This is a genomic window from Brevibacterium sp. W7.2, from assembly GCF_018137945.1.
Lineage (GTDB): Bacteria > Actinomycetota > Actinomycetes > Actinomycetales > Brevibacteriaceae > Brevibacterium > Brevibacterium sanguinis.
Genome location: NZ_CP073089.1, coordinates 1,683,277 through 1,710,272, shown reverse-complemented (window position 1 = coordinate 1,710,272; position 26,996 = coordinate 1,683,277). Strand labels below are relative to the sequence as shown.

Here is a 26,996-nt window from a genome sequence, read left to right as displayed (position 1 = left end):
AGGTTCCGCCGCCTCGGCGGGGCGGGACCTCAGGTCATGAGTTCGCGCAGCCGCACACGATGCTGCTCGAGGACCTGGAGCTGGCGCAGCAGCGCGGTCTGCGCCTCGGCATCGCCTGCGCTCTGACGCTGCAGGCGCGAGTGGAGCTCCTTGGCGATGCGCTCGAGGTCGTAGTCGAAGAGCTTCGCGACGATTCCCTGCGCGAACTTCTCCGCGCTCACCCCTTCGGACACCGGCAGCGGCGTGACGAGGAGGCGGGCGACGTCGGGTCCGAGGTCGTCGCCGGCGGCCTCCATGACGGTCTCGGCCCACCGGCCGGGGGCCGCGGCGGCCGCGCGCAGACCGCCGGCCTGCTTGAGCGCCGCCTGGATCTGACGGTGGCCGGGATGGTCGAAGGCCTTCTCCGACAGGGAGTCGAAGAGCTTGGCATTGACGAACTCGGGGTGCTGGAGAGCGACCATGAGGGCGCCCTTCTCCGTCTTCAGCCGCGTCGGGGTGATCGGTGCGGAGAGATCGGAGACGTCGGGACGCTCGTCGTAGACGTACTCGATGCCCGCATCGTCAGCGGTCGGGTTCGCCTGCTGCCGTCCACCGCCGGTGGGACGGCCCTCGCCGGCGGGCGGGGGCGCCTGCTCGCGCCGCTGCCCGGGGTGGGACTGGCGCCCTGGGCCCGCAGCCTGGCCGCGACCCGGGCCCGCACCCTGACCCTGGCGCGGTCCGGCGGTCTGTCCGGGCCCCTGGGTCGAACGGCCGCGGTCGGCTCCGGTCGCGCGCGGATTCCTCCGAGCGGTCTTCACGGCCGCCTCGACCTCGTCGATGTCGACGCCGATGCGCCCGGCGACGAACCGGTGGTAGTGGCTGAGACTGTTGCGATCGCGGATCCCCGCGAGCACCTCGGCGCTGGCCTTGACCGCAGCGATCCGCCCCTCGACGGTGTCGAGGTCGAACTGCCCGATCGCGGTGGTGATGACGAACTCGAAGAGCGGTTTGCGGCCCTCGATGAGCTCGCGGATCGCGCCGTCGCCCTTCTCCAGCCGCAGATCGTTGGGGTCGAGACCCGAGGGTTCGACGGCGACGAAGGTCTGCGCGGTGAACTCGGACTCGAATTCGAACGCCTTGAGCGCCGCCTTCTGCCCGGCCTCGTCGCCGTCGAAGGTGAAGATCACCTGCCCGCTGGGGTCGTCGCCCAAGAGCCGACGGACGATCTTGACGTGCTCGGCGCCGAAGGCGGTGCCGCACGTCGCCACCGCTTGGGTGACGCCGGAGAGCTGAGCGGCCATGACGTCGGTGTAGCCCTCGACGATGACGACGCGCTTGGTCTTCGCGATGTCGCGCTTGGCGAGATCGAGGCCGTAGAGCACCTGGTTCTTGTGGTAGAGCGCGGTCTCCGGGGTGTTGAGGTACTTCGGCCCCTGATCGTCGTCGAAGAGCCGGCGGGCCCCGAAGCCGATCGTCCGTCCCGTCATGTCCCTGATCGGCCACATCACGCGTCCGCGGAACCGGTCGTAGATGCCGCGGCTGCCCTCGCTGGCCAGGCCCGCGGCGAGGATCTCCTCATCGCTGAAGCCGGCCCGGCGCAGATGACCGGTCAGGGCATCCCACGACTTCGGAGCGAAGCCGACGCCGAAGCGGGGGTGCTCACCGGGAGGGAAGCCCTTCGCGGCGAGGAAGTCGCGCGCGATCTGCCCGGCCTTCTCGGACAGCGCTGTGGCGAAGAACCGCTCGGCGACCTCGTGCATCTCGAGGAGGCGCTGCCGCCTGCTCGCCTGCTCCCGGTCGGGTCCCTTGCCGTCCTCGTAGCGCAGGTGCATGCCGATGCGGCCGGCGAGCATCTCGACGGCCTCGACGAAGCTGAGCTGTTCGACCTTCTGGAGGAAGGTGAAGACGTCGCCGGACTCCCCGCAGCCGAAGCAGTGGTACATGCCGACCTGCGGGCGGACATGGAACGACGGGGTCTTCTCGTCGTGGAAGGGGCACAGTCCCTTGAGGGAGCCGATGCCCGCGGTCTTGAGCGTGACGAACTCTCCGACGACCTCGTCGATGCGCGTGCGCGAGCGCAGTTCGTCGATGTCCTCGCGCTTGATGAGTCCCGCCATGGTCTAGAGCCGGTCCCCCGCCCCCGCCTGGATCCGATGGTAGAGCGTCCACGCCGAATGGTCGGTCAGCGAGGCGATCTGGTCGGCGATGACCCGCAGCCGGGCCGCGTCGTCGGCGGCCTCGGCGTGGTCGGCGGCGAACATCGGGTCGAGCCCGTCGGGGTGGGCGTCGTACCAGTCGGCGAGGCTCGTGATGACGGTGTCCTGGATGTCGTGGAGGCGCAGGCGGTCCTCGGCGACCATGACGGTCAGCGTCGCCATGCCCTTGAGCACGGCGATCTCGACGGCCGTGGACTCGGGCACGACGAGGGAGGCGGCGTAGCGGTTGAGCGGCTCCCAGCCGTACTCCTCACGGGTGGCCGCCTCCGCGGCCCCGACGAAGCGGCCGATGAGCTGGCTCGTCATGTGCTTGAGCGCCGCCTGGGCCCGGCGTGACCCGTCGAAGTCCTCGTCCGGCCAGTACGCGGCGGCCTGCAGTCGGGTGAGCGCCTTGTCCATCTCCGCGTCGTCGGTCTCGGGCAGGTACCACTGGCGGGTGATCTCGAAGAGCTCGAGGCGGCGGACCTCGTCGGCGAACTCGCCGAGGCGGAGGTGCCCGGCGACGACGGCGTCCTCGACGTCGTGGACGGAGTACGAGATGTCGTCGGCCAAGTCCATGACCTGCGCTTCGAGGCAGCGGCGGCCGTTGTCGACCCCGTCCCGGTAGAAGTCGAAGACGGCGAGGTCGTCGTCGTAGACGCCGAACTTCCGCACCCCGGAGTCGCGTCGCCCCGCCGCGGCCTCGGCGCGCGGCCACGGATACTTCGTCAGCGCATCGAGGCTGGCCCGGGTGAGGTTGAGTCCGGCCGGGCGGCCGTCGGGGGCGATGACCTTCGGTTCGATCCGGGTGACGAGGCGCAGGGTCTGCGCGTTGCCCTCGAACCCGCCGATGTCGGCGCAGAGCCGGTCGAGGATCGTCTCACCGTGGTGGCCGAAGGGCGGATGCCCGAGGTCGTGGCTCAGGCAGGCGGTGTCGACGATGTCGGGATCGCAGCCGAGGTAGCGGGCGAGTTCGCGTCCGACCTGCGCGACTTCGAGGGAGTGGGTGAGCCGGGTGCGGACGAAGTCGTCGGTGCCGGGCGAGACGACCTGCGTCTTCGCTCCGAGGCGGCGCAGCCCCGAGGAGTGGAGGACCCGCGCCCGATCACGCTGGAAGGCCGAGCGGCGCGGGTTCTTCGCCGGTTCGATGACCCAGCGCTCCTCGTCGCGCGGCGAGTAGTCCGCGACGCTGCCCGAGGCCCGGGCGATGCGTGCGGAGGTGTCGGTGGGCATCCTCATCCTCCCGAGACGTCGAGTTCGGCCTCGGCGAGGTCGGCGGAGCCGCTCTCGTCGAAGACGCGGGAGTCGAGCCAGCCCTCGGGCAGGTGGGGGCGCTTGGGGCGGGTGGTCCGCCCGCGCGAGCCCTCGGCGGCCTCGCCCGGGTAGGGGGCGTCGTCGAGTTCGGCGAGCAGTGCGTCGAGTTCGGCGAGTGAGGAGACCATGGCCAGCCGGCTGCGCAGGTCGCCGCCGACAGGGTAGCCCTTGAAGTACCACGCGATGTGCTTGCGCAGGTCGCGCACCCCGTAGAACTCCTCGCCGTAGTAGTCGACGAGGTATTCGCCGTGGAGACGGACCGCACGGGCCACCTCGGCGAGTCCGGGACGATGACGATCGGCACTGCCGTTGAGAGCGTTCGCAAGATCGCCGAACAGCCACGGCCGGCCCTGGCATCCGCGGCCGATGACGACCCCGTCGCAGCCGGTCGTGCGCATCATCTCGAGCGCATCCTCGGCGGAGAAGATATCGCCGTTGCCGAGCACGGGAACGGTGTCGCCGAGGTGGTCCTTGAGTCGGGCGATCGAGTCCCAGTCCGCGGTCCCGGAGTAGAGGTCGGCAGTCGTGCGCCCGTGGAGCGCGATCGCGGCGACCCCGGCGTTGCGCGCGGTCTCCCCGGCGTCGAGGTAGGTGTGGTGGTCGGCGTCGATGCCCTTGCGCATCTTCACCGTCAGCGGGATGCCGCCGCGGTCGGCCTCCTCGACGGCGGTCGTGACGATCGCTTCGAAGAGGTCCTTCTTCCACGGCAGGGCCGAGCCGCCGCCCTTGCGGGTGACCTTGGGGACCGGGCAGCCGAAGTTGAGGTCGATGTGGTCGGCGCGGTCCTCGTCGACGAGCATCCGCACGGCCTGCCCGATCGTCACCGGGTCGACGCCGTAGAGCTGCACGGAGCGCGGAGTCTCGTACGGCTCGTGGTGGATGATGCGCATGCTCTTGGGGCTGCGCTCGACGAGCGCGCGGGAGGTGACCATCTCGGTGACGTAGAGCCCTGCCCCGTACTCGCGGCACAGCCGCCGGAACGCGGTGTTCGTGATCCCCGCCATCGGTGCGAGCACGACCGGGGAGGACAGCTCGATGGGACCGATGCGCAGCGGCTTGACGGTCTGGGCGGTGGATTCTGGGCTGGGGCTGATGACACTCACCATGCCATTATCCCAAAGCCTGCCAAATCGAGCATCGTACCCTTGCTCACAGACCCGCAACACCGAGGTGGTGCGGCATATTCCCTGGTCACCGGTCGTCCTCCCCGCGCAGGTCCCGCACGTCCCAGACGGCGTCGAGGCGGAGTTCGGCGGCGAGGCGGTCGTCGTGGGTGACGACGAGCATCGCTCCCCCGTATCCCTCGAGCGCCGAGGTGAGCGCCCGCTGCGAGGACACGTCGAGGTTGTTGCCGGGTTCGTCGAGGATGAGCAGCTGCGGGGCCGGGTCGGAGAGCAGGGTCGCGGCCAGCGCGACACGGAAGCGCTCCCCACCCGAGAGCGTGCCGCACAGCTGCGCGGTCCGCTCGGCGCGCAGGCCCATGGCGGCGAGCACCTCGTGGACGCGGTGCTTCTCAAGCCCGGGGTTCGGCCGGCGCACCGCCTCCATGACGCTGACCTCGGCGGGCAGGCGGTACTGCTGGTCGAGGTGGCCGATCGGCACGGACACCTGCACACTGAGGCCGGGGAAGAGCGCGTCGACAAGGCCACCGCTCCCCGAGCCGCCGCTGCCCAACCGGCCGCGGTCTCCGTGGTCGCTCCCCACGCGACCGGCGGCGCTGCCACCGGTCTGCGCGGTGCCGCGGACGGCGGCGAGGAGAGTCGACTTCCCCGCGCCGTTGGGCCCGGTGAGCCGAATCCGCTCCGGTCCGACGATCTCCCGCGGCCGCTCGAGAGCGCTCGGGCGCACCTCGAGGACGCGCCTGCTCGGATGGACCTCGGTCTCGGGCAGGTGGAGGGTGATCGAGGAGTCCCGGCGCAGGGCGTCCTTCGCGGTCTGCACGGCAGCGGCGGCCGCAGCCTCGTCGGCGGCCTTGTCCCCGCGCCGTTTGGCCGCCGACTTCTGCGCGAAGTCGGTGAGGCCGTTCATGACGATCTTCGGTCGGCGTTTGCTCGCCTTGTCCTTCGCGGCCTTCCGGTCGGCACGCGCCAGGGTGGTCTCGAGGTCGATGCGCTGGCGCTTCTCGATCGCGTGGGCCTTCTTCGCGTCGGTCAGCCGCGCCTGTTTCGCCTCCTCCTCGGCGGCGACCATCTCCTCGTATGCGGTGTAGTTCCCGCCGTAGACGCGCAGCTGGTCGGTCATCTCGACGATCGTCGTCATCGAGTCGAGGAGCTCGCGGTCGTGGGAGATGACGAGGGTGGGCCCGGACCGCCGCGCGAGCAGCTCGGTGAGCAGGGCCCGGCCCGCCGCGTCGAGGTTGTTGCTCGGCTCGTCGAGGATGAGCCATGAGGACCCGACCATCGCCGCGCGGGCGAGACCGATCCGCATCGCCTCCCCGCCGGAGAACGTCGCAGCCTGCCGGTCGAGGTCGTCCGCGGAGAGGGTGAGCCCCACCTCGGCGAGGGCGGACAGGGCCCGCTCCTCGATGTCCCAGTCCTCCCCGATGATGTCGAAGTCGGCTGGTCCGGCCTCGCCGTGCAGCGCGCGATGCAGGCTCGTGCGGATGCCGGCGATGCCGAGGATCGCGTCGACGCGGTCGTCGGTGTGCGGCAGCAGCTGGTCGATGTGGACGGCGCCGGCGGCACCGGTGACGGTCCCCGTGGTGGGGGCGAGCGCGCCGGTGAGAAGCCGGGCGAGAGTGGATTTGCCGATCCCGTTGTCACCGACGAGGCCGGTGAGTCCCAGTGGGATCGTGGCGGTGAGGTGGGTGAGGATCTCGGTATCGTCGCCGAGGCGGTATCCGAGTCCGGACAGGGTGATGGCAGAGGGCATCAGTGATCTCATTTCGTGCACGCGGTGCGGTGCGGGTCCGAATCACCCGCGGGTGCGGAAATGAGGTGTCACTTCATTCTCAGGCGCTGCCTTCACTCGACTGTGGGACCTCACAAGGATGCCCGAGTCGCCTCCGGTGCGTCAAGGTCGCCGAGGCGGTCGACCGGTCCCGGCCGACAGCTGCGGTGAAGACTCGGTGCGACTGAGGACCCGGCTCAGGTGATGATGAGCATGAGCTCTGCCGACCGGTCGCTGGGGTTGGCGAGCTGGTGGGGCACATCGCCAGGGGCCTGTGCGCAGTCGCCGGCGCGCAGGATCGTGCGGCGGTCGATCGTGACGATCTCGACGGTGCCGGCGAGGACGAAGAAGGTCTCCCGGGATCCCGAGCGGTGGGCGGCGAACGGCGAGGTCTCGCTGCGGGGTTCGAGCGAGTAGTGGATGACCTCGATGTTCTCACTCGGCGAGGGCAGGTCGCGGCGCCAGGTGCCGGGACCGTACGTCGCGTGCGGGACGATCGCATCGGCCGGGGTGACGAGCACCTCGGGTTCGGCGAGGAGCTCGCCGACGTCGACGCCGAGCGCGCGGGAGAGCCCCATGGCGTTGGACACCGAGGTGTCCTGCTCACCGCGTTCGATCTTCGACAGTGCGGCGCGGGAGATGCCGGCGCGGATCGCGAGCTCGTTGAGGGTGAGGTTGCTGTATTTGCGGCGAGCCCGGATGCGCGCCCCGAACACCCGCGCCCCGGGATCCTCTGACTTCGCCATGATGACATCCTAATGTAATCTCAGATAGTAGATCTCAATCCATTAAAAGTGATTATGACCGGTCTCCTCGCGTTCGTCCCCATTCTCCTCGCCGTCGCGCTCCTCGCCTTCCGCGCGCCGACGTGGGTCTCCGCGGTGGCCGGACTCGCCGGTGCCGGCCTCTGTGCGGTCCTCGCCTTCCCCACTCCCCTCCCCGTCATCACCCAGGCCGCCGGCGACTACTTCCCCCTCATCGCCGAGGTGGTGCTCATCCTCCTCTTCGGGATGATGCTCGCCGGGATCCTCGAGGCCACGGGCGCGATGCGGACGATCTCCGCGAGTGTCGAGTCGATGGTGCCCAGCCGGTCCCTCGGCGTCGCCCTCGTCGTCTTCGGCCTCGTCCCCTTCGCCGAATCCGTCACGGGCTTCGGCATCGGCGTGACGATCGGTGTGCCGATCCTCCGGCATCTCGGCTGTTCGCTGCGGCATTCGGCGCTCCTCGGGCTCCTCGGTCTCGTCGCGGTCCCGTGGGGTGCGCTCGGACCGGGCACGACGGTGGCGGCGGCGCTCGCCGGCTTCGACGTCGATGCGCTCGGTCTGTCGACGGCCTGGGTGAACGCGATCCCGGTGGCCGTGGTCCTCTGCTCGGTTCTCGTCCTCATGCGTCCCCGCCTCGGCAGCGCACTCGGGATGATCGGTGCCGCCGGTCTGCTGTGGGGCGGAATCCTCCTCGCCAACCGTCTTCTCGGCATGGCGCCGGCCGGCATCATCGGGTCCCTCGTCGTCATCGTCGGCCTCGGCGTGCCCCTGGCGGTCCGCGCCCGCTTCGCCGCAGTCACCGCGGCGCTCGGGCGCGCGGTCCTGCCCTACGGCGTTCTCACCCTCGGCATCCTCGCCGCGCGGGAGCTTCTCGCCGTGTTCCCGTCTCCGCTCATGGAGAGTCTCGCCTCTCCCCCGTTCTGGCTGGCCGTCGCCTGCCTCGTCGCTGCGCTCTCGCGGACCCGCGGGGCGAAGAATGGGCAGAGGGGTGCCGGATCGACGGATAGTCCCAGGGTCGACGAATCGACGGATGAGCGCAGCGACGGTGCGTCATCTCCCCCGCCGCTGCGCCCGGTCATCGTCCGCGCGGTGCGCGCATGGGTGCCGATCGGGGCGGCGACGGCGGCGTTCATGCTCATGGGCTGGGTGATGACGACCTCGGGGATGAGCACGGCGTTCGGGGACCTGCTGCCCACGGGGCTCCTCGTGCTCGCTCCGTGGCTGTCGACGATCGGCGCCGTGCTCACCGGGTCGAACACGGGCAGCAACGCGATGTTCGCGAGCACCCTCGCCGTCGCCGGTGAGGGAACGGCAGCGGGGCCGCTGACCGCCGTCGCCGCAGGCAACGCCGCGGGATCGCTGGCGGCGCTCGCCGCTCCGCCGCGGGTCGCGATGGCCGTCCAGCTCTCCGGCGCCGGGGCCGCCGATGCTCGGGACGGGTCGTGGGTGCTCAGCCGGGCGTTCCTCATCGTCGGCCTCAACACCCTCGCCATCGGCCTCTGGCTCCAGTTCCTCGCGTAAGCGGGGCAACCGCCTCGGCGCCGGCTACCCGGGCCTGCCCGACTGCCACATCACCCCCGCGCCACCCTCAGCCCCACACACCACCCTCAGCCCCACCCACAACCCGAGGCGCCGACAGGCACCCGGAGCTGCGTATCCCCACCGCGGAGCGCCGAAAACTACCCGTGCACGGGTGGTCATTATGGCTCAAGGGGCCGGTCGACTCCGCCGCTCGAGGTGCCGGTCGACGTTGAGGTGCCTGTCGGCAGCGAGGGATCGCGTGCGGGCATCGATGACCAGTGCACAGCTCTCCGCCGAGGTGGTCCGCCGGTCCCTCGCCGAGGTGGTCCGGCAGATCGTCGACCTCGCCGGTCCGATGCCCCCGCGGGATCGGCCGCCTCGGCGCTCCGGCACTGAACCGTCAGAGGAGCCCTGACCGATCAGGTGCGGCACTCACCCATCAGGTGCGCCTCGGACCGATCAGAGGCGCAGCTGACCCATCAGAGGCGGATGAGCTCGCGCGGGAACGCGGTGAACGTGTCAGCACCGGAGTCGGTGATGAGGATCGATTCGGAGAGCTCGTAGCCGTAGCCGTTCATCCACATGCCGCAGATGAGGTGGAAGGCCATCCCCGCTTCGAGGATCTGATCGTCCTCGGTGCGGATCGAGATCGTCCGCTCGCCCCAGTCCGGCGGGTAGCCGATGCCGATCGAATAGCCGAGGCGGCTCGGCTTCTCGAGTCCGTGCAGAGCCAGCGACCGATTCCAGGTCCGTGCGAGTTCCGCGGTGGGCACCCCGGGTCGGGCGACATCGAGGACGGCTGCCAGCGCCTCGGCGACGACCCCCTCGAGACGGACGAGCTCCTGCTTCGGACGGCCGACGACCGCTGTCCGGGCGAGCGGGACATGGTAGCGGCGGTGGACTCCGGCGAGCTCGATGCTCACGGACTCATCCGTTGCGAACACTCTGTCGGTCCACGTCAGGTGCGGGGTGTCGGCGCTCTCTCCGGTGGGCATGAGGGGCACGATCGCCGGGTAGTCACCCCAGGCGGCATCGTTGCCGCGGATCTGCGCGGCGGCGATCGCGGCGGCGACCTCGTGCTGGCCCACGCCCTCGGCGATCGACTCGAGGGCCGCGGTCATCGCCGCGGTCGTCACCTCGGCGGCCCGGTGCATGAGCGCGAGTTCGGCCGGGGATTTGATCGCCCGGATCCAGTTGACGAGTTCGAACGAATCGACGAGGCGCCATTCGGGGACCCCGTTGACGAGTGCGCGGAAGGCCCGCGGGGAGAAGAAGTGCGAGTCCATCTCGACGCCGACGGGCGAGGTGGAAGCGCGGGCGACCTCCCACCGCTGGCGCAGGGCGAAGGCGACCCAGTCGAAGGGGTGGATGTGCGGACGCTGCACATAGCGCTCGGGGTAGCCGACGATGTCCTCCGGCGGCAGCCACGAGGTGTGCGTGGCCCCACGGGCGTCCATATCGCGCATGAAGAGCGTGAGCGGACCCGAGGAGGGGACGAAGAGCAGCTGCGGAGTGTAGAACGACCACGCGTTGTAGCCGGTGAGGTAGTAGATGTTCGCCGGATCGGTGACGATGAGCGCCGACAGGCCCTGGTCGCTCATCCGCCCGCGCACCGCTGCGATGCGAGCGAGGTACTCCTCGGGGGCGAACCCGAGATGCTTCGCACCGATCGTGTCGACCTCTCCGGGATAGGGCTGCGGACGCGACCGGACCTCGGCCCCCGCACCTCCCTGCTCGGCGCCCGGACGCATCCCCTGCACATCGGCGCGCCGGTCGGCGCGACCGGAGAACAGCTCACCCTCATTCATGCGCCCAGTCTGGTGATCCGCCTCACACGGTGTCAATGAGGCGCGCGCGGACCGGCACCGAGGCGGCCGGTGCCCGGTCCCGCCGGCACCCGAGCACGAGCCAGCCCGTCACCACGCCCGCCTGCTTCCCGTTCATGACGGATACAGAATGAAAGTTCAAGAAAATCAACTGAATCCGCAAACAGGACTACGCATTCCGACTGAATCGATGGTAGGTTGGTCTGAGACTCACATCACGGAGGTGAAGAATGACCCACTCGCTGCCGAGCGTCAGCAGTCACCGCCTGGGCAACCTCGACGAGAAGTCCAAGGCGATCATCGTCGAACTCCAGCACGACGGACGCAAGTCCTACTCTGCCATCGGCAAGTCCGTCGGACTCTCCGAGGCGGCCGTGCGGCAGCGGGTGTCACGGCTCATCGAATCCGGCGTGATGGAGATCGTGGCCGTGACCGACCCGCTCAGTCTCGGCTTCGCCCGACAGGCCATGGTGGGCGTGAAGGTCCGCGGGGACATCTCGAAGGTCGCCGACAGGCTGCACGGGTATGACGAGATCGACTATCTCGTCGTCACCGCGGGGTCGTTCGACCTCCTTGTGGAGATCGTCTGCGAATCGGACCGACACCTCATCGATTTCGTCAACCGAGAACTCCGGTCGATCGACGCCGTCGTCGACACGGAGCTCTTCATGTACCTCTCACTCGAAAAGCAAAAATACAATTGGGGGACACGATGACAGACAATGTCACCAGAGCCGGCACTCCGTATCAGGAAGCCGTGCGCAACAACGTGTGGATGCACATGGCACCGCACCAGGCCCTGTTCAACGGCGGACAGGCACCGATCATCACCCGCGGCGAAGGCCACCACATCTTCGACGACAAGGGCAAGAAGTACCTCGACGGCCTCGCCGGTCTCTTCACCGTCCAGGTCGGGCACGGTCGTGAGGAGATCGCCAAGGCGATGTACGACCAGACGATGCAGCTGCCCTTCATGCCGCTGTGGTCGTTCGCGCACCCGCAGGCCATCGAGCTCTCCGAGCGTCTCGCGAGCTACGCCCCCGGCGACCTCAACCGCGTGTTCCTCACCTCCGGCGGCGGCGACTCCGTCGAATCGGCGATGAAGCTCGCGAAGAACTACTTCAAGCTCACCGGCAAGCCCGGCAAGCACAAGATCATCTCCCGTGCCACCGCCTACCACGGCACCCCGCACGGCGCGCTGTCGGTGACGTCCCTGCCGGGCCTGCGCGAGCAGTTCGCCCCGCTCGTCCCCGGTGCCCACAAGGTCCCGAACACGAACTTCTACCGTGCGCCCGAGCCGTACGCGCACGATGAGAAGGCCTTCGGCCGCTGGGCGGCCGACCGCATCGCCGAGGCGATCGAGTTCGAAGGCGCCGACTCCGTGGCAGCCGTCTTCCTCGAGCCCGTGCAGAACTCCGGTGGCTGCTTCCCGCCGCCTCCCGGATACTTCGAGCGGGTGCGCGAGATCTGCGACGAGAACGACGTCCTCCTCGTCTCCGACGAGACGATCTGCGCCTACGGCCGCATCGGCGACATGTTCGCGTGCAACGACTTCGGCTACGTCCCCGACATCATCACCTCGGCGAAGGGCATCACCTCCGGGTACGCCCCGCTCGGTGCGATGATCGCCTCGGACCGTCTCTTCGAGCCCTTCGGCCCCGACGGCGACGCGACGTTCTACCACGGCTACACCTTCGGCGGACACCCCGTCGCCTGTGCCGCCGCGATGGCGAACTTCGACGTGTTCGAGAAGGAGAAGCTCAACGACCACGTGCACGAGAACGCCGGTGCGTTCAAGTTCACGCTCGAGAAGCTCAAGGACCTCCCGATCGTCGGCGACGTCCGCGGTGAGGGCTTCTTCTACGGCATCGAACTCGTCAAGGACAAGGACACGAAGGAGTCCTTCACCGAAGAGGAGTCCGAGCGCATCCTCAAGAACTTCGTCTCGGCGAAGATGTACGAGAACGGCCTCTACTGCCGTGCCGACGACCGCGGCGACCCGGTCATCCAGCTCTCGCCCCCGCTGACCGTCGGTCAGAAGGAGTTCGACGAGATGGAATCGATCATCCGCAGCGTCCTCAAGGAAGCGTGGACGATGTTCTGATCGCCCACCTCGGCGCGTGACGCAGCGACAGCGGCCCCGACACCATGACCAGGTGTCGGGGCCGCTGTCGCTGCCGGTGGGGCGGGTGAGATCATCGATCGCCGAGGCGGACGGGCAGGGGCCTGGGACCGTGCCCGTCCGCTGACGCTGAAGTCTCAGTCGCCGTTGGGTCTCAGACGCCGATGGGTCTCAGACGCCGAGGTGCTCAGCGAGGTAGGCCTCGACCTGGTCGAGGCTCACGCGCTCCTGGCTCATGTCGTCGCGTTTGCGGATCGTCACCGCGCCGTCGTCGAGGGAGTCGAAGTCGTACGTGATGCACAGGGGCGTGCCGATCTCGTCCTGGCGACGGTAGCGGCGGCCGATGGCCCCGGCGTCGTCGAAGTCGATGTTCCAGCGCTTGCGCAGCTGTGCGGCGAGCTCCTTGGCCTGCGGGGTGAGCTTCTCGTTGCGGCTCAGCGGCAGCACCGCCGCCTTGACCGGGGCCAGGCGCGGGTCGAGGCGGAGGACGATGCGGGTGTCCGTGCCGCCCTTCGTGTTCGGCGCCTCGTCCTCGGTGTAGGCGTCGACGAGGAACGCCATCATCGACCGGGTGAGACCGAACGCGGGTTCGATGACGTACGGGGTGTAGCGCTCCCCGCTGGCCTGATCGAAGTACTGCAGCTTCGCGCCCGAGGCCTCGGAATGGGTGCCGAGGTCGTAGTCGGTGCGGTTGGCCACGCCCATGAGCTCGCCCCATTCCGACCCCTGGAAGCCGAAGCGGTACTCGATGTCGATCGTGCCCGCCGAGTAGTGGGCGCGCTCGTCCTCGGGGACGTCGAACCGGCGCATGTTCGCCTCGTCGATGCCGAGCCCGATGAACCAGTTCCAGCAGTCCTCGACCCAGGTGGAGAAGAACGAGTCGGCCTCGTCGGGGTGGACGAAGTACTCGAGTTCCATCTGCTCGAACTCGCGGGTGCGGAAGATGAAGTTGCCGGGCGTGATCTCGTTGCGGAAGGACTTGCCGATCTGGCCGATGCCGAACGGCGGCTTCTTCCGGGCAGCGGTGACGACGTTGTTGAAGTTGACGAAGATGCCCTGCGCGGTCTCCGGGCGCAGGTAGTGGAGGCCCGCCTCGGACTCGACGGGACCGAGGTAGGTCTTGACGAGCCCGGAGAACTGCTGCGGCTCGGTCCACTGACCGCGGGTGCCGCAGTCGGGGCAGACGATGTCGGCCATGCCGTTGGCCGGTGCCTTGCCGTGTTTGGCCTCGTAGGCCTCGACGAGGTGGTCCTCCCGGTGCCGGTGGTGGCAGTGGAGGCATTCGACGAGGGGGTCGACGAAGGTCTCGACGTGGCCCGAGGCCTCCCACACGCGCTTGGGCAGGATGATCGAGGAGTCGAGGCCGACGACGTCCTCACGTCCGCGGACGAAGGTCTGCCACCACTGCGACTTGATGTTGTCCTTGAGTTCGACACCGAGCGGACCGTAGTCCCATGACGACCGGGTACCGCCGTAGATCTCTCCGGCTTGGAAGACGAAGCCCCGGCGCTTGGCGAGGGCGATGACGGCATCCAGCTTGGACTGTGCCACGATTGACTCTCCTTGGTCTCCTTGCCGCCGACGGCCGGCTGCCGTGGCGCACGACTCCCCAGCCTATCGGTTCGCGCCCCGCCGCGGACACAGGCCGCTGGCGATGGAACTCACACTTTCTCTGCCCACTGGGGACCGCCTCGGCGCGGGACGGCAAGGTAGACTGGGGGCACACCCAAACCTATCTTCCGTACCGACGGCTGTGCATCGGCACAAGCCCTGGAGAATGACGCGTACGGTTCCGGCCCGGATTGCCAGACATGATCGCACAAGCGGCCGCAGGGTAGATCGCCACTTCAGTCATCTGCGATCAAGTGTGTGCCGCAAGTGAGAGTGAGACCTCATGTCCGAACAGTCCGCCGAATCCACCCCGACCTTCTCCGAACTCGGCCTCCACCCGGAGGTGCTGCGCGCCGTCGATGCGCTCGGCTACGAGTCCCCCTCCCCCATCCAGGCCGCGACCATCCCCGCCCTCGTCGACGGCCGCGACGTCATCGGCCTCGCCCAGACCGGAACGGGCAAGACCGCGGCGTTCGCGCTGCCGGTCCTCTCCCACCTCGCCGAGGCGGGGCGCGCCGAGGACGGCCCGTTCGCCCTCGTGCTCACCCCCACCCGTGAGCTCGCGCTCCAGGTCGCCGAGGCGTTCACCTCGTATGCGACGAACCTCGACGACTTCTCCGTGCTCCCGATCTACGGCGGGCAGTCCTACGGCCCCCAGCTGGCCGGGCTCAAGCGCGGTGCGCAGGTCGTCGTCGGCACGCCCGGGCGCGTCATCGACCACCTCAAGCGGGGTTCCCTCAAGCTCCAGAACCTCCAGCACCTCGTGCTCGACGAGGCCGATGAGATGCTCAAGATGGGCTTCGCCGAGGACATCGAGGAGATCTTCAACGCCACCGGCGACTCCCGCCAGGTCGCCCTCTTCTCCGCGACGATGCCGACCTCGATCCACCGCCTCACCGGCAAGTACCTCAACGATCCCGAAGAAGTCAGGGTCGCGGCGAAGTCGCAGACCGGGTCGAACATCCGCCAGCGCTACCTCATGGTCCAGCACTCCCACAAGCTCGACGCCCTCACCCGGATCCTCGAGGTCGAGGAGTACGACGGCATCATCATGTTCGTGCGCACGAAGCAGGCCACCGAGGAGCTCGCGGAGAAGCTGCGGGCCCGCGGGTTCAAGGCCTCGGCGATCAACGGCGACATCCCGCAACAGGCGCGTGAGCGCACCGTCGAGATGCTGCGCGAGGGCAAGATCGACATCCTCGTCGCCACCGACGTCGCCGCGCGCGGTCTCGACGTCGAGCGCATCTCGCTCGTCGTCAACTACGACATCCCGCACGACACGGAGTCCTACGTCCACCGCATCGGCCGCACCGGTCGTGCCGGCCGCTCCGGCGAGGCGATCCTCTTCATCACCCCGCGTGAGCAGCGTCTGCTCGGTTCGATCGAGCGCGCGACGAAGCAGAAGGTCGAACCGCTGACGCTGCCAAGCGTCGAGGAGCTGACGAACACGCGCGTCGAGAAGTTCACCAAGCGCATCGACGACGCCCTGGCGACGACCGAGCTCAGCGAGCTCGCGACCGTCATCGAGCAGTACGAGCTCAGCCGCAACGTGCCGGCCACGGACATCGCGGCCGCGCTGGCCGCGCTCCTCCTCGAGTCGAACTCGCTCAAGGCCGAGCCGATGCCCGAGCCCACCCGCGGCAAGCAGGGCCGTGACCGCGATCGCGACGGCAAGCCCGGCCGGGAGCGCGGGGCGCGCAGCCGCGAGGGCATGGTCACCTACCGTCTCGCAGTCGGGCGCAACGAGCGCGTGCAGCCGGGGTCGATCGTCGGTGCGATCGCGAACGAGGGCGGCATCACCTCGAAGCAGATCGGCCACATCGACATCCGGTCGAACCACACGCTCGTCGACCTGCCGCAGGATCTCGATCCGGGCGTGCTCAAGAAGCTCGCGCACACCGAGATCCAGGGTCGGCCGATCGACATCCGTCCCGATTCGGGTCGTCCGGGCCGCCCGTTCAAGAAGCGCAACTTCGACAAGCAGCCCGGCGACAACCGCAACTTCCGCGGCGACCGTCGTGGCGGCGGCAAGAAGTTCGGCGGGCGTGACCGCGATCGTTCGCGCGACCGCTACTGAGATTCGACCTCGAAGGGCCCGCAGCAACTGTGCTGCGGGCCCTTCGGGCATTCTGGAGGCGATTGCCTCGTCGACCGTCCGTTCGACATTCCGGCCCAACCGCCGTCCGTCCGACGCTCCGGCCCGAACGCCGTCCTCGCACTATCGGTTGCAGCACAGGTGAGTTTCGGGGGCTCAGTTCGTGAACAGGGCCCTCGACACCAGGGTGAGCCCGAACGGCCGGCCGGCAGCGAGCACCGGCCCGAGTCGACTCCCAGCACCGTCCCGACCGGGTTTGCGCCAGTCTGATCCGAGATGGCCAATGCAGGAACTGGCCATCTCGGCTCGAACTGGCGCAAAACGCAGAACCGCTGGTCTATGACGCGCCGGGTGCCTCGTAGCACCTCGGCCCGAACGCCGTCCGCGCACTATTGGTTGCGGCTCAGGTGAGTTTCGAGGGCTCAGCTCGTAAACAGAGCCGTGGAAACCAGGGTGAGCCCGAAACGTCGGCCGGCAGCGAGCACCTGCCCGAGTCGACTGTTCGAGTCCCCACAACGCCCTCCAAGCAGGATACGCCCCGCCCTCAGGCTCCCGCGGCCCCTCCTGGGCGGTCGATGGCGCCGCCGAAGCGCCGGTCGCGTCGTGCGTACTCCTCGATCGCCGTCCACAGGGTGCGCCGGTCGACATCAGGCCAGAGCACGTCCTGGAACACCATCTCGGCGTAGGCGGACTGCCAGAGGAGGAAGTTCGAGGTCCGCTGCTCCCCCGACGACCGGACGAAGAGGTCGACGTCGGGCACCTGCGGCGCGTAGAGCCGGGCGCGCAGGGTCTTCTCGCTCACCTTGCCGGGCTTGAGCCGGCCGGCGGCCACCTCGGCGGTGATCTCGTTGACGGCGTCGACGATCTCCGAGCGTCCGCCGTAATTCACGCAGAACTGGAGGGTCAGGCCCGTGTTGTGCTTCGTCATCTCGGCGGCGGTCTCGAGTTCGTCGATGACCGAGCGCCACAGACGCCCCCGCCGCCCCGACCACACGATGCGCACGCCCAGGGCGTTGAGCTCGTCCCGGCGCCGGCGGATGACATCGCGGTTGAAGCCCATGAGGAAGCGCACCTCCTCGGGTGAGCGCTTCCAGTTCTCCGTCGAGAACGCGTACGCCGACAGGTAGTCGACGCCGATCTCGATGGCGCCGTGGATGACGTCGAGGAGGGACGCCTCGCCGGCCTTGTGTCCCTCGGTCCGCGGCAGTCCGCGCTCGTTGGCCCAACGGCCGTTGCCGTCCATGACGACGGCGACGTGGCGGGGAACGAACTTCTCGTCGAGGCGCGGCGGCGTCGCCCCGCTCGGATGGGCGGGTGGGGCGGGATAGCTCACGTGCGCTCCAGGACTCTCAAGGATCGGATGTTGCGTTCGAGGTGCCACGACACCCAGTCGGAGACGAGCTTCGACCCGTCCATCTGGTCGTGGAGGTCTGAGGCCTCGGCGTGCGCCCAGTCCCCGGTGAGGAGGGCCGCGAGGTGGTCGAGGGCGTCGGTGTCGGGCAGCGCGGCACCGCTGGGCCGGCAGCCCGAGCAGACGGCCCCGCCGAGGGCCGCGGAGAACGCCCGGTGCGGTCCGGGCGCCCCGCACTGGGCGCAGTCGGCGAGGCTCGGGGCCCACCCGGCCACCGACATCGCCCGCAGCAGGTAGGCGTCGAGGGCCAGGCGCGGCGGGTGCTCGCCCTTGCACAGGGAGCGGATCGCTGCGACGAGGAGGAGGAACTGCGCCCGGGAGACGGGTTCGGCTTCCGTGATCCTGCTCGCCGTCTCCGCCATCACCGAGGCGGCCGAATAGGCATCGTAGTCCGCGCCGATGCCGCGGGCGAAGGGTTCGATGAGCTCGACCTGGGTGACGATGTCGAGGTTGCGCCCGACGTGGCATTGGACGTCGATGAGCATGAACGGCTCGAGGCGGGAGCCGAACCGGGACTTCGTGCGCCGCACCCCCTTGGCCACCGCGCGGACGAGTCCGTGGCTGCGGGTGAGCACGGTGACGATGCGGTCGGCTTCACCGAGCTTGTGGCCCGAGAGGACGATGCCCTCATCACGATAGTTGTGCACCGCACCATTATCGCAGAGCGCACCGTCAACCGCGCCGAGGCGGCCCGTGTCGCCCGCACTCCCGTGCCCGAGGCGGCCCGTGTCGCCCGTACTCCCGTGCCCGAGGCGGCCCGGCCGAATGCGAGGGGCACAGCCCACCACGCCCCACCGACCGGCCTGACCAGCCGGTCGACTGACGGTCAGTCGACCGGCTGACGGTCAGCAGATCGGCGAGAGGGTCAGCGGTCGGACTCGGCGTCGCGCGCGGCGCGGTTGACCGCGGAGATGACGGCCTTGAGCGAGGCCTTTGTGATGTTCGGGTGGAGACCTGCGCCCCAGCGCACCCGGTCCTCGATGGCGAGTTCGACGTAGGCGGCGGCCATCGTGTCCGCGCCCGAGCCGATCGCGTGCTCCGTGTAGTCCTGGAGACGCATGTCGATGTCGAAGTTGTCGTTGAGGACGCGGACGAGGGCGTCGATCGGGCCCTTGCCGCGGCCTTCGTAGGTCCGCTCCTGACCGTCCACGATGAGGTCGACCTCGATGCGCTCGGAGGCGCTCGTGTCGTCGACGGCGCCGGATTCGGTGCGCAGGCCCACGATCTGGAAGCGACCCCACGTGGCGTCGGGGTCGTCGCTCGGCAGGTACTCGTGGTTGAAGATGCGGCGGATCTCCTCGGCGGTGACCTCACCGCCGGCCTCAGTGTGCTGCTGGACGGCCTTGGAGAACTCCACCTGCATGCGGCGCGGCAGATCGAGACCGTACTCGCTCTTGAGCAGGTACGTCACTCCGCCCTTTCCCGACTGCGAGTTGACGCGGATGATCGCCTCGTACGAGCGTCCCAGGTCCTTCGGGTCGACGGGCAGGTAGGGCATGTCCCATTCCATGAGGTCGACGGGCACGCCGTCGGCCTTGGCGTTGCGCTCCCGGTCGGCGAAGGCCTTGTTGATCGCATCCTGATGCGACCCGGAAAACGAGGTGAACACGAGGTCACCGCCGTAGGGGTGACGCTCGTGGACGCCGATCTGGTTGCACTCGGTGACGGTGTGGATGACCTCGTCGATGTCGGAGAAGTCGAGTTCGGGGTCGACGCCCTGGGTGTAGAGGTTGAGGGCGACGGTGACGAGGTCGAGATTGCCGGTGCGCTCACCGTTGCCGAAGAGGCAGCCCTCGATCCGGTCGGCCCCGGCCATGATGCCGAGTTCGGCGGCCGCGACGCCGGTGCCGCGGTCGTTGTGCGGGTGGAGGGAGACGGCCACCTCGTCGCGGTAGGGCATGTTGCGGCAGAACCATTCGATCTGGTCCGCGTACGTGTTCGGGGTGCCGCGCTCGACGGTGGCGGGGAGGTTGACGACGGTTTCGCGACCCGCGCCGGGCTGCCACATGTCGAGGACGCTGCCGACGATGTCGAGGGCGAACTCCGGTTCGGTGTCGACGAAGATCTCCGGCGAGTACTGGTACCCGAAGTCCGAGCCGGACAGCAGCGTCTCGGCGTGCTTCATCACCGCCTGCGTGCCCTGCAGGGCGATGTCGCGGGTCTGGTCGAAGCCGTCGCCGTCGAACCCGAAGACGACCTTGCGGAAGACGGGGGCTGTCGCGTTGTAGAGGTGGACGGTCGGCATCTTCGCCCCGACGAGGGACTCGACGGTCCGCTCGATGAGATCCTCACGGGCCTGCGTGAGCACGGAGATGCGCACGTCGTCGGGGATCGCGTCGTCCTCGATGATCGAGCGCACGAAGTCGAAGTCGACCTGGCTGGCGGCGGGGAAGCCCACCTCGATCTCCTTGAAGCCGAGCTTGACGAGGAGATCGAACATCCGCCGCTTGCGGTCGGGGGTCATCGGGTCGATGAGCGCCTGGTTGCCGTCGCGCAGGTCGGTGCTCAGCCAGCGCGGGGCCTTCCGGATGACCTGGTCAGGCCAGGTGCGATCGTGCATGTCGAGCACGATCCGATCCTGGAACGACTTGTACTTCGTGAATGGCATGGGGGTCGGCTGCTGCAGGTTCATCATTCCTCATCATCTGTCGTCGGGGTTTACAGCATGAGAGCCTCCGCGACGAGGGCGCTGTCCGAATCAGGACTCGTCGCGGCACGGAAGGAGGAGGAACCTGTGAGCCACGCCTCCACCGTAGACCGTGATGAGCCGCAGGCGGACACGTTGTCCACATCTCAAGACAGGGACCCGGCGGTCGCAGACAGCGGAGACCACCCCGCGCAGGCGGTGGTCTCAATCGCCGAGGCGGTGCGCTCAATCGCCGAGGAAGTCGACCGAGGCCCGTCGCATCGTGAAGCCGACACCGGTGTCGTCGGCGGTGCACGTCATGCCGTCCTCGGCCGAGGTGCACGTCATCCCCGATGCGGAGATCGACTCACCGTAGCCGAGCACGCGCGCCGGGCCCGAGCTCGCCGGGGCCTCCCGGCACGAGAAGCCCGCGCCCTCGCCGTTGGCGACGACGACGGAGCCCCAGTTGTCCATCTGACAGTCCTCGGGCCTCTCCGGGGGCGTGTAGTCGAACGAGGCGATGACGCACCGCGCCCGGTCGGCGTCGATCGTGCATTCGATGTTGCCCGACGGCGACGCGAACGTCTCCACGGCCGCCGGCGGGCTCGAGGTCTCCGACCCCTGGCTCTCCGTCGGCGCGGGCGTGGGCTGGAGGGAGGGTGATTCCGGCGCCGAGGCGGTCTCCTCCGTGCTCTGCATCGAATCCCAGACGATGTAGCCGACGATCCCGATCGCGAGCACGAGGGCGATCGACGCGAGCACCCACAGCCAGGCGGGGACCTTCGCCGTCTCCGGTTCGCGCCGGTACGGTCCGCCCGGCCCGCCCGCGGAACCGGGCCCGCCGGGTCCTCCCGGTCCGGTCGGCCCGCCGGGCCCCGCCGGTCCACCGGGTCCCGGGTATCCGCCGTTCTGGTATCCCGCGGCGTACGCGGCTCCGGCCGGTGCCGGAGTCCCCCCGCGCGGAGTCCCACCGCGCGGTTGCCCCTGCTGGCTCACCTGCGGGGAGAACTGGCCGGGCGCCGCGGCGCCGAAGCCCTCAGCAGGTCGCGTTACGCCTTCGGAACCGCCGTAGTGCGGGGTGCCCTGCGGGTTCCACTGGCGGGGTGCCGCCGCTGCCTCGGCTTCGGCGAGGTCCGAGGAGTTGACCTTCCGGGGTGCCGCTGCGGGCTCATCGACCTCCGGGTCACCGCCTTCGGCGGCCGCGATGGCGCGGAGCTCCTCGAGACTGAGGACCTCGGTCGCCGCGGCGCCGTCGGCGGAGACCATCGACTTCAACCGGTCGATCTCCTCGGCGCTGAGCGCCTGCGTCGAGCCGTCGGCCTGCGGCGACTTGTCCTGGCCGATGAAGAGCTGCGTGGTGATCGAATCCGGAGTCTCCTCGGCCGGTTTCCGGCGCCCGGGGCGCGGAGGATGATTCGGCACGGGTGGAATACTCATGAGCGCCATTTTCTCACAGCCCCCGGCCTCCCCCTTTTCAGGTTCGTGAGAGGATGACCTCATGTTCAGTCGTCGCACCCGCGCAGGCGCGGGCCTCGTCGGACTCGCCGTCACCGTCTCCCTGGCGTCGTGCGGGCCCGCAGACGACTCCCCCGACCGCGCGATCGCGGCACCCGCTCAACAGGGTCCGACCGGTGACTTCGCCGTTCCGGTCCAGCACGACCCCGGGACCGCCTCGGCGACGAGATCCGGGGAACGGGAAGGGGAGGCATCCGGACAGGACCCGGCTCCGGCGCTGCCGGGACTCGGACCGGAGACCTCGGCCCAGATCCCGGCCGAAACGACTCAGGCGCTCGTCGTCGCCAGCCCGTACGCGGACTCCGAGTCCGGGGAGCTGCGCGTCTACCGGCGCACCGGCGACGAATGGGAGAAGGTGAAGACCTTCGCCACGCACAACGGGTCGGCGGGATGGCTGGCCGACCGCCGCGAAGGGGACAAGACGAGCCCGATCGGCGTCTTCACCCTCAGCGATGCCGGCGGCTATGCCGAGAATCCCGGCACCAAGCTGCCGTACACGCGGGACAAGGGCCTCTCCGCCTCGGCGAGCGTCGCGTACGGACCCGAGTACGAACGGGTCTTCGACTACGTCATCGCCATCGACTACAACCGCACGCCCGGCACTCCCCCGACCGATCGCACGCGTCCGCTGGGCAAGGACCGGGGCGGCGGGATCTGGCTCCATCTCGACCATGATTCGGGGACGAACGGCTGCGTCACCCTGAAGAAGGACGATCTCGTGTGGCTGCTGGAGAACCTCGACCCGGAGGCGCATCCGCGGATCGCGATGGGTCCGGCCGCAGAACTGGCGAAATAGGAGGCGAGCGCATGCGAGAGGTCATCATCTCCCTCGTGCAGTCGATCAACGGCGCATATGCCCAGGACGGGTGGTCGACGGGGGTGTCGACGCCCACGGACTTCACCTACTTCGTCGGCCTGCGGAGGCGGGCCGGGGCGATCCTCATCGATCGCCGCACGGCGCTCAACCCGCAGCTGCCGATGATCAACGCGCCCGGCAAGGTGCTCGAGCACACCCCCGTCTACGTGCTCACGGAATCCGACGCTGAGGTCCTGTCCCAGCAGCTCGCGGAGCGCGGCCTCGACTACCGTGCCGTCCACTTCACCCCCGACACCCTGCCCGAGGTGATCGCGGGACTCGAGACGACCGGCGACATGCTCCTCTGCGAATCCGGCCCCAACCTCGCCTACCGTCTCCTCGACCACGGCCCGGGCGTCGAACTGCATCTGAGCATCTCCCCGCGCTACCTCAAGGATGCCGGCACGCACTTCTCCGCCCTCGACGCCGACATCCCGCTGCGAGTCCGCGGCGTCGAACAGCGCGACGACCAGGTCATCATCCGCTACGTGCGCGCGTGACCTCGGCGTCGTCCATGGAGTGACCCCGCCGAGGCGGTCGGTCGTCCCGTCCGCGCCGACGCAGTCGACACACGCCACCGGGCGCGCGATCACCGCCCCGGTGAGAGGAAGGTGACGATCTCCTCGCCACCCGACGAATCCGCGCTTGCCGACGAGCCCTCTCCTCCCGGCGAACCCGTGCGCCCGGACTCATCGGAGGCGATCCCGCCACGCTCGAGGATCGCTGCCGCGGCGGCGCTCACCTCGGCGATGTCGATCGTCTCCACTCCCCCGGTGAGGTCGTTGCGGTCATCACCGGAGACGGGGGCGAGGATCGTCAGCTCCCGGAACCGGACGTCGGCGGTCTCGGCATCGGCGACGCGGATGAGCATCGACTGGGCGGCGCCGAAGACGCTGATCGCCCCCGATCCGCTCAGGGCCTCGATGCTCGCGACCCCGTTGAGGGCGAGATGCGTCCCCACGCCCAGGTCGGCCGAGATCTTCGCAGCGGTGAAGTGTCCGCGCAGGTGAGAGGCATAATCCTCGTCGAACGCGGCCAGCCCGCGGGCGAGCACCGGGTCACCGACGGACCAGCCGCCGATCGCCGCGATCACGGCGTCCGCCTCAGCGCCGAGGTCGGCCAGCCCCGCCTTGACGGTCTCGGGATGATCGACCCAGTCCGGGCACACGAGCGGGGTGTAGGCGACGGGACCGTCGGGCAGCGAGCGGACGACGCCGATGATCTCGTGCGCGGCGCCGAGGTGGGCGGACAGATGCGTGCCGACCCAACCGGAGGCACCGAAGAGGAGGATGCGCATCGGCCCAGTCTATGACCCCGGCGCACCGAGACGACTGCGCGGACACGACCGCCCAGACACGACTGTCCAGCGACGATCGCGCAGGCCGCGCCGAATCGGAGACCCGACCGCGCCCCGCTCAGTTCGAGTAGAAGACGCGCACGCCCTCGCTCGCGGTGAACGTCATGTACCCGCCTTCGAAGTTCTGGCGGGTCTTGCCGCCGGAGGAGAACTCGCCGGTCGTCGGCAGTCCGAGCCGGCTGCGCTCCCACCCGAGTTCCTTCCACTTGCTCAGCATCCCGTAGCTGAGCGGCTGGCCCTTCGTCGCCGCCGAGTACGTGATGATGCCGTGCTCGAACCCCTGGTAGACGGCATCGGAGCGGTACGTGAACGTCACCTCGTCGGTCGTGGGGAATCCGAGCAGCCCCTTCTCGTACTTCAGCGCCGCGTACGCGGAGCGGATGCCGCCCTTGTTGAGGTGGGCGCCGGTCGACTTCGACCAGTAGACGACGCCCTTCTGGAAGAACTGGTACGCCCCGTCGGGGTTCGACAGGGACCGCTCGGGGCCCGTGGGCTCACCGGTGGCGGCCTTGTTGGCGCGGTAGTACGACCCGATCGCCCCGCCGACGGAGTAGCCGAGGTCGTCCTGGAGCGCCGCGGCATTCGTTCTCATCGCCCCGAGCCGGGAGTAGAACGCCCCGCCCGGACAGTCCGTGTAGCTCGTGTCCCGATGCCCGGAGACGGTCTTGAGCGTGACCTTCTGCCCTGCCGGGTACTTGGCCGTCCCGCCTCCGCCGGAGGTCAGGGTCATCGATCCGGTCGGGGAGAATCCGTACGTGTTCGCCTTCCACGCGATGACGCGCTCGACGGCCTTCTGCGCGGCCGAGCTCGGCGCCGATCCCGTGTACGTGCCGAGCACGCTCACCCCGATCGTCGAGGAGTTGAACCCGGACGCGTGCGCTCCGGTGATCGCCTTGTCGATGCTGCCGGCCCGGCCTTCGTAGATGTTGCCGAACCGGTCGACGAGGAAGTTGTAGCCGATGTCGCACCAGCCCCGCGACTGCGTGTGGTAGGCGAGATAGCCGCGGATGATGCCCGGCGCCTCGGCCTCGGAGTACGAGTTCGACCCGGCGGTGTGGTGGACGAAGACGCCCTTCGCGCTCGACGTCTGATCCGACTGGCAGCGCACGAGGCTCTCATCCGCACCCCATTCGGCGCGGGTGATGATGTTGGCCTTGAGCCCCTCGTTGTACTTCTGCGGGGACAGGCCCGACGGCGATCCCGGATCGGGTCGCTTCGCCAGCGATTCGTCGGCGTCGGTGACCGGGGTCGCGGCGGTCGTGATCGTCAGATCCGTCGTCGCCGCACCGGCGGCGGAGGCGCGGACCTCGACCGCGGTCGAGTCGAGGACGGGAACGGCCTCGGACTCCCCGGCCGCGTCGGTGGACTGTGCGGCCTCCGGCGAGGACTCATCGGGGCCCGGGTCATCTGCGGCCGGCAGGTCCTCCCAGCCGGTCCAGGCTCCGTTCGTCTCCGAACGGAACTCGAGTCCGGGGTCCTCACCGTTCCAGCGGGCGCCGAGGATCGTCACCTCGGCGGGGTCGAGGGCGATCCGTTCGACGTCGCTGACGGCAGCGGAGTACGTGTCGACGGCCGTTCCCCCGCCTGCCGTGGAGCCGGTGGAGGAGTCCGGGGAGGATGCATCCGGCGCCGAGGCGGGCGCCGAGGACGGCGCGGATGTGGGGTCGGGAGATGGCGCGGAGTCGTCCTCGCCGCCCGCCGGAGCACTGCTCGGCGGCGCACTGCTCGACGGCGCGGAGCCGAGTCCGGGATCGGGGGCGTCGGCGGCGAGCGCCGGCACGCCGATCGACGCGGCGATGAGGGTGGTGGTCACGGCGGTCACGGTCAGGGAGAGAGCTCTCATGGGCATCCTGCTTCCTCGCTCGGTCACGGCTGCGACGATACCTCAGCTGAGAGTGACTTGTGAACCCTCTCACACCGAATCCGCGCAGGTTCGCCGCCCGAAATGACCGCGCGGTAGGCTTCTGTGGTCCCCTCCCGCCCGATCCGTGAGAGTCCTCCATGCCCCAGCCCAGCGACCCTCAGCGCAGTCGTGAGCTCACGCGGCTCGAAGCGCTCCTCGACACCGTCGCCAATCGCTGGCTCATCCGTGTCCCCGCGGGGCTGCGCGAGTTCCTCGCCTTCGGGATCAAGCAGGCCTGGGCGTGTCTCTTCGGGGCGCTCATGCTGACCGCCATCATCCTCACCTCGTGGTGGTATCCCGCCGATGCGCCGGTCGCCCGCAACGACGTCCTCGTCATCATCGCCGTGCTCATCCAGATCGGGATGCTCGCCTTCCGGCTCGAGACCGGTCGCGAGTTCCTCGTCATCGTCCTCTTCCACATCTTCGGCACGGTCATGGAGCTCTTCAAGACCGCGGTGGGCTCGTGGAACTACGCCCCCGGCGGCGTCCTCCACATCGGCGCGGTGCCGCTGTTCACGGGGTTCATGTACGCGGCCGTCGGCTCCTACATCGTCCGCGTGTACCGGCTCTTCGACCTCCGGTTCAGCCACTACCCGCCGAGGTGGATCACCGCTCTCATCGCCGTGGCCATCTACGTCAACTTCTTCGCCCACCACTTCGTCATCGACATCCGCCTGTTCCTCGTCGCGGCCACCGTCATCGTCTACTTCCGCTGCGTCATGCACTTCCGCGTCCACACCCGCACCCTGCGCATGCCGATCCTCCTCGCCTTCGTCCTCGTCGCGTTCTTCATCTGGATCGCGGAGAACATCGGCACCGCGGCCGGCGCGTGGCTCTACCCCTCGCAGGCCGAGGGCTGGGAGCTCGTGCCCGTGACGAAGCTCGTCGCGTGGTTCCTCCTCATGATGATCTCCGTCGTCCTCGTCACGTTCGTCTACCCGCCCCGGCCCCCGGAGACGACGGCGCACCGCGGTTCCGCCGACCGCCCCTCCTGATCAGCGCCGCCGGCCCG

The 26,996-nt window shown here is 69.1% G+C and carries 22 protein-coding genes; 9 read left to right on the top strand and 13 right to left on the bottom strand.

Features of this window, described 5'->3' with window-relative positions:
- Window positions 1-29: 29 nt before the first annotated feature.
- The 5 genes from dnaG to J9315_RS07570 form a co-directional block, all read right to left on the bottom strand.
- On the bottom strand, window positions 30-2,096 hold the full coding sequence (gene dnaG, locus J9315_RS07590) for a DNA primase (protein WP_198498942.1): 2,067 nt from the start codon (window positions 2,094-2,096) through the stop codon (window positions 30-32).
- Between the two features lie 3 nt (window positions 2,097-2,099).
- Window positions 2,100-3,407, bottom strand: coding sequence for a deoxyguanosinetriphosphate triphosphohydrolase (locus J9315_RS07585; RefSeq protein ID WP_198498943.1), 1,308 nt, complete (start codon window positions 3,405-3,407; stop codon window positions 2,100-2,102).
- Window positions 3,408-3,409: 2 nt separating this feature from the next.
- A complete protein-coding gene (dusB, locus tag J9315_RS07580) occupies window positions 3,410-4,594 on the bottom strand; it encodes a tRNA dihydrouridine synthase DusB (RefSeq protein WP_198498944.1) in 1,185 nt (394 codons plus the stop codon).
- Between the two features lie 85 nt (window positions 4,595-4,679).
- Window positions 4,680-6,359, bottom strand: a complete 1,680-nt coding sequence (locus tag J9315_RS07575) for an ATP-binding cassette domain-containing protein (RefSeq protein ID WP_198498945.1) — start codon at window positions 6,357-6,359, stop codon at window positions 4,680-4,682.
- Window positions 6,360-6,574: 215 nt separating this feature from the next.
- The gene (locus tag J9315_RS07570) at window positions 6,575-7,123 is read right to left on the bottom strand and encodes an XRE family transcriptional regulator (RefSeq protein WP_198498946.1); all 549 of its coding nucleotides are present in this window, start codon (window positions 7,121-7,123) and stop codon (window positions 6,575-6,577) included.
- A 54-nt stretch (window positions 7,124-7,177) separates the two neighbouring features.
- Here J9315_RS07570 and J9315_RS07565 point away from each other — a divergent pair, with 54 nt between their 5' ends.
- A complete protein-coding gene (locus tag J9315_RS07565) occupies window positions 7,178-8,662 on the top strand; it encodes an L-lactate permease (RefSeq protein WP_198498947.1) in 1,485 nt (494 codons plus the stop codon).
- 271 nt (window positions 8,663-8,933) lie between these two features.
- Window positions 8,934-9,077 (top strand): hypothetical protein, encoded by a 144-nt coding sequence (locus tag J9315_RS07560; protein WP_198498948.1) that lies wholly within the window; start codon window positions 8,934-8,936, stop codon window positions 9,075-9,077.
- Window positions 9,078-9,141: 64 nt separating this feature from the next.
- Here J9315_RS07560 and J9315_RS07555 read toward each other — a convergent pair whose 3' ends face one another.
- Entirely contained in the window at window positions 9,142-10,470 is a 1,329-nt protein-coding gene (locus J9315_RS07555; RefSeq protein ID WP_198498949.1) for a M24 family metallopeptidase, read from the bottom strand.
- Window positions 10,471-10,718: 248 nt separating this feature from the next.
- On the opposite strand from J9315_RS07555, the gene J9315_RS07550 reads away from it, so the two are divergent.
- Window positions 10,719-11,204, top strand: a complete 486-nt coding sequence (locus J9315_RS07550) for an Lrp/AsnC family transcriptional regulator (protein ID WP_137827067.1) — start codon at window positions 10,719-10,721, stop codon at window positions 11,202-11,204.
- A complete protein-coding gene (locus tag J9315_RS07545; protein ID WP_198498950.1) occupies window positions 11,201-12,592 on the top strand; it encodes an aspartate aminotransferase family protein in 1,392 nt (463 codons plus the stop codon). Before J9315_RS07550 ends, J9315_RS07545 begins: the two co-directional genes overlap by 4 nt.
- 189 nt (window positions 12,593-12,781) lie before the next feature.
- On the opposite strand, the gene J9315_RS07540 is transcribed toward J9315_RS07545, so the two are convergent.
- On the bottom strand, window positions 12,782-14,164 hold the full coding sequence (locus tag J9315_RS07540; RefSeq protein WP_198500985.1) for a glycine--tRNA ligase: 1,383 nt from the start codon (window positions 14,162-14,164) through the stop codon (window positions 12,782-12,784).
- A gap of 340 nt (window positions 14,165-14,504) precedes the next feature.
- Between J9315_RS07540 and J9315_RS07535 the strand changes: the two genes are divergently transcribed.
- The gene (locus J9315_RS07535) at window positions 14,505-16,298 is read left to right on the top strand and encodes a DEAD/DEAH box helicase (protein WP_198498951.1); all 1,794 of its coding nucleotides are present in this window, start codon (window positions 14,505-14,507) and stop codon (window positions 16,296-16,298) included.
- 562 nt (window positions 16,299-16,860) lie between these two features.
- Here J9315_RS07535 and J9315_RS07530 read toward each other — a convergent pair.
- Both J9315_RS07530 and recO read right to left on the bottom strand, forming a co-directional pair.
- Entirely contained in the window at window positions 16,861-17,649 is a 789-nt protein-coding gene (locus J9315_RS07530) for an isoprenyl transferase (protein WP_198498952.1), read from the bottom strand.
- Window positions 17,646-18,374 (bottom strand): DNA repair protein RecO, encoded by a 729-nt coding sequence (gene recO, locus J9315_RS07525; protein WP_198498953.1) that lies wholly within the window; start codon window positions 18,372-18,374, stop codon window positions 17,646-17,648. The genes J9315_RS07530 and recO overlap by 4 nt, the downstream gene beginning before the upstream one ends.
- Here recO and J9315_RS07520 point away from each other — a divergent pair.
- Window positions 18,369-18,569 carry a hypothetical protein gene (locus tag J9315_RS07520; protein ID WP_198498954.1) on the top strand — a complete coding sequence of 67 codons (201 nt, stop codon included), beginning with the start codon at window positions 18,369-18,371 and terminating at the stop codon, window positions 18,567-18,569. The two genes, recO and J9315_RS07520, sit on opposite strands and share 6 nt — an antisense overlap.
- A gap of 23 nt (window positions 18,570-18,592) precedes the next feature.
- On the opposite strand, the gene leuA is transcribed toward J9315_RS07520, so the two are convergent.
- Together leuA and J9315_RS07510 are read right to left on the bottom strand one after the other, a co-directional pair.
- Window positions 18,593-20,362: a 2-isopropylmalate synthase gene (gene leuA / locus J9315_RS07515; protein ID WP_198498955.1), complete on the bottom strand. Its 1,770-nt coding sequence runs from the start codon at window positions 20,360-20,362 to the stop codon at window positions 18,593-18,595.
- A 237-nt stretch (window positions 20,363-20,599) separates the two neighbouring features.
- Window positions 20,600-21,790 carry a DUF6636 domain-containing protein gene (locus tag J9315_RS07510; RefSeq protein ID WP_198498956.1) on the bottom strand — a complete coding sequence of 397 codons (1,191 nt, stop codon included), beginning with the start codon at window positions 21,788-21,790 and terminating at the stop codon, window positions 20,600-20,602.
- Between the two features lie 61 nt (window positions 21,791-21,851).
- Between J9315_RS07510 and J9315_RS07505 the strand changes: the two genes are divergently transcribed.
- Together J9315_RS07505 and J9315_RS07500 are read left to right on the top strand one after the other, a co-directional pair.
- Window positions 21,852-22,664: a L,D-transpeptidase family protein gene (locus J9315_RS07505; protein WP_198498957.1), complete on the top strand. Its 813-nt coding sequence runs from the start codon at window positions 21,852-21,854 to the stop codon at window positions 22,662-22,664.
- Between the two features lie 11 nt (window positions 22,665-22,675).
- Complete coding sequence (locus J9315_RS07500; RefSeq protein ID WP_198498958.1) at window positions 22,676-23,224, top strand: dihydrofolate reductase family protein; 549 nt, start codon at window positions 22,676-22,678, stop codon at window positions 23,222-23,224.
- Window positions 23,225-23,313: 89 nt separating this feature from the next.
- Here the strand turns inward: J9315_RS07500 and J9315_RS07495 are convergent, their stop codons facing one another.
- Window positions 23,314-24,021, bottom strand: a complete 708-nt coding sequence (locus J9315_RS07495; protein ID WP_198498959.1) for an NAD(P)-dependent oxidoreductase — start codon at window positions 24,019-24,021, stop codon at window positions 23,314-23,316.
- A gap of 118 nt (window positions 24,022-24,139) precedes the next feature.
- Complete coding sequence (locus tag J9315_RS07490) at window positions 24,140-25,924, bottom strand: N-acetylmuramoyl-L-alanine amidase (protein ID WP_198498960.1); 1,785 nt, start codon at window positions 25,922-25,924, stop codon at window positions 24,140-24,142.
- Between the two features lie 158 nt (window positions 25,925-26,082).
- On the opposite strand from J9315_RS07490, the gene J9315_RS07485 reads away from it, so the two are divergent.
- A complete protein-coding gene (locus J9315_RS07485) occupies window positions 26,083-26,979 on the top strand; it encodes a DUF817 domain-containing protein (RefSeq protein WP_198498961.1) in 897 nt (298 codons plus the stop codon).
- The last annotated feature ends 17 nt before the right edge of the window (window positions 26,980-26,996 follow it).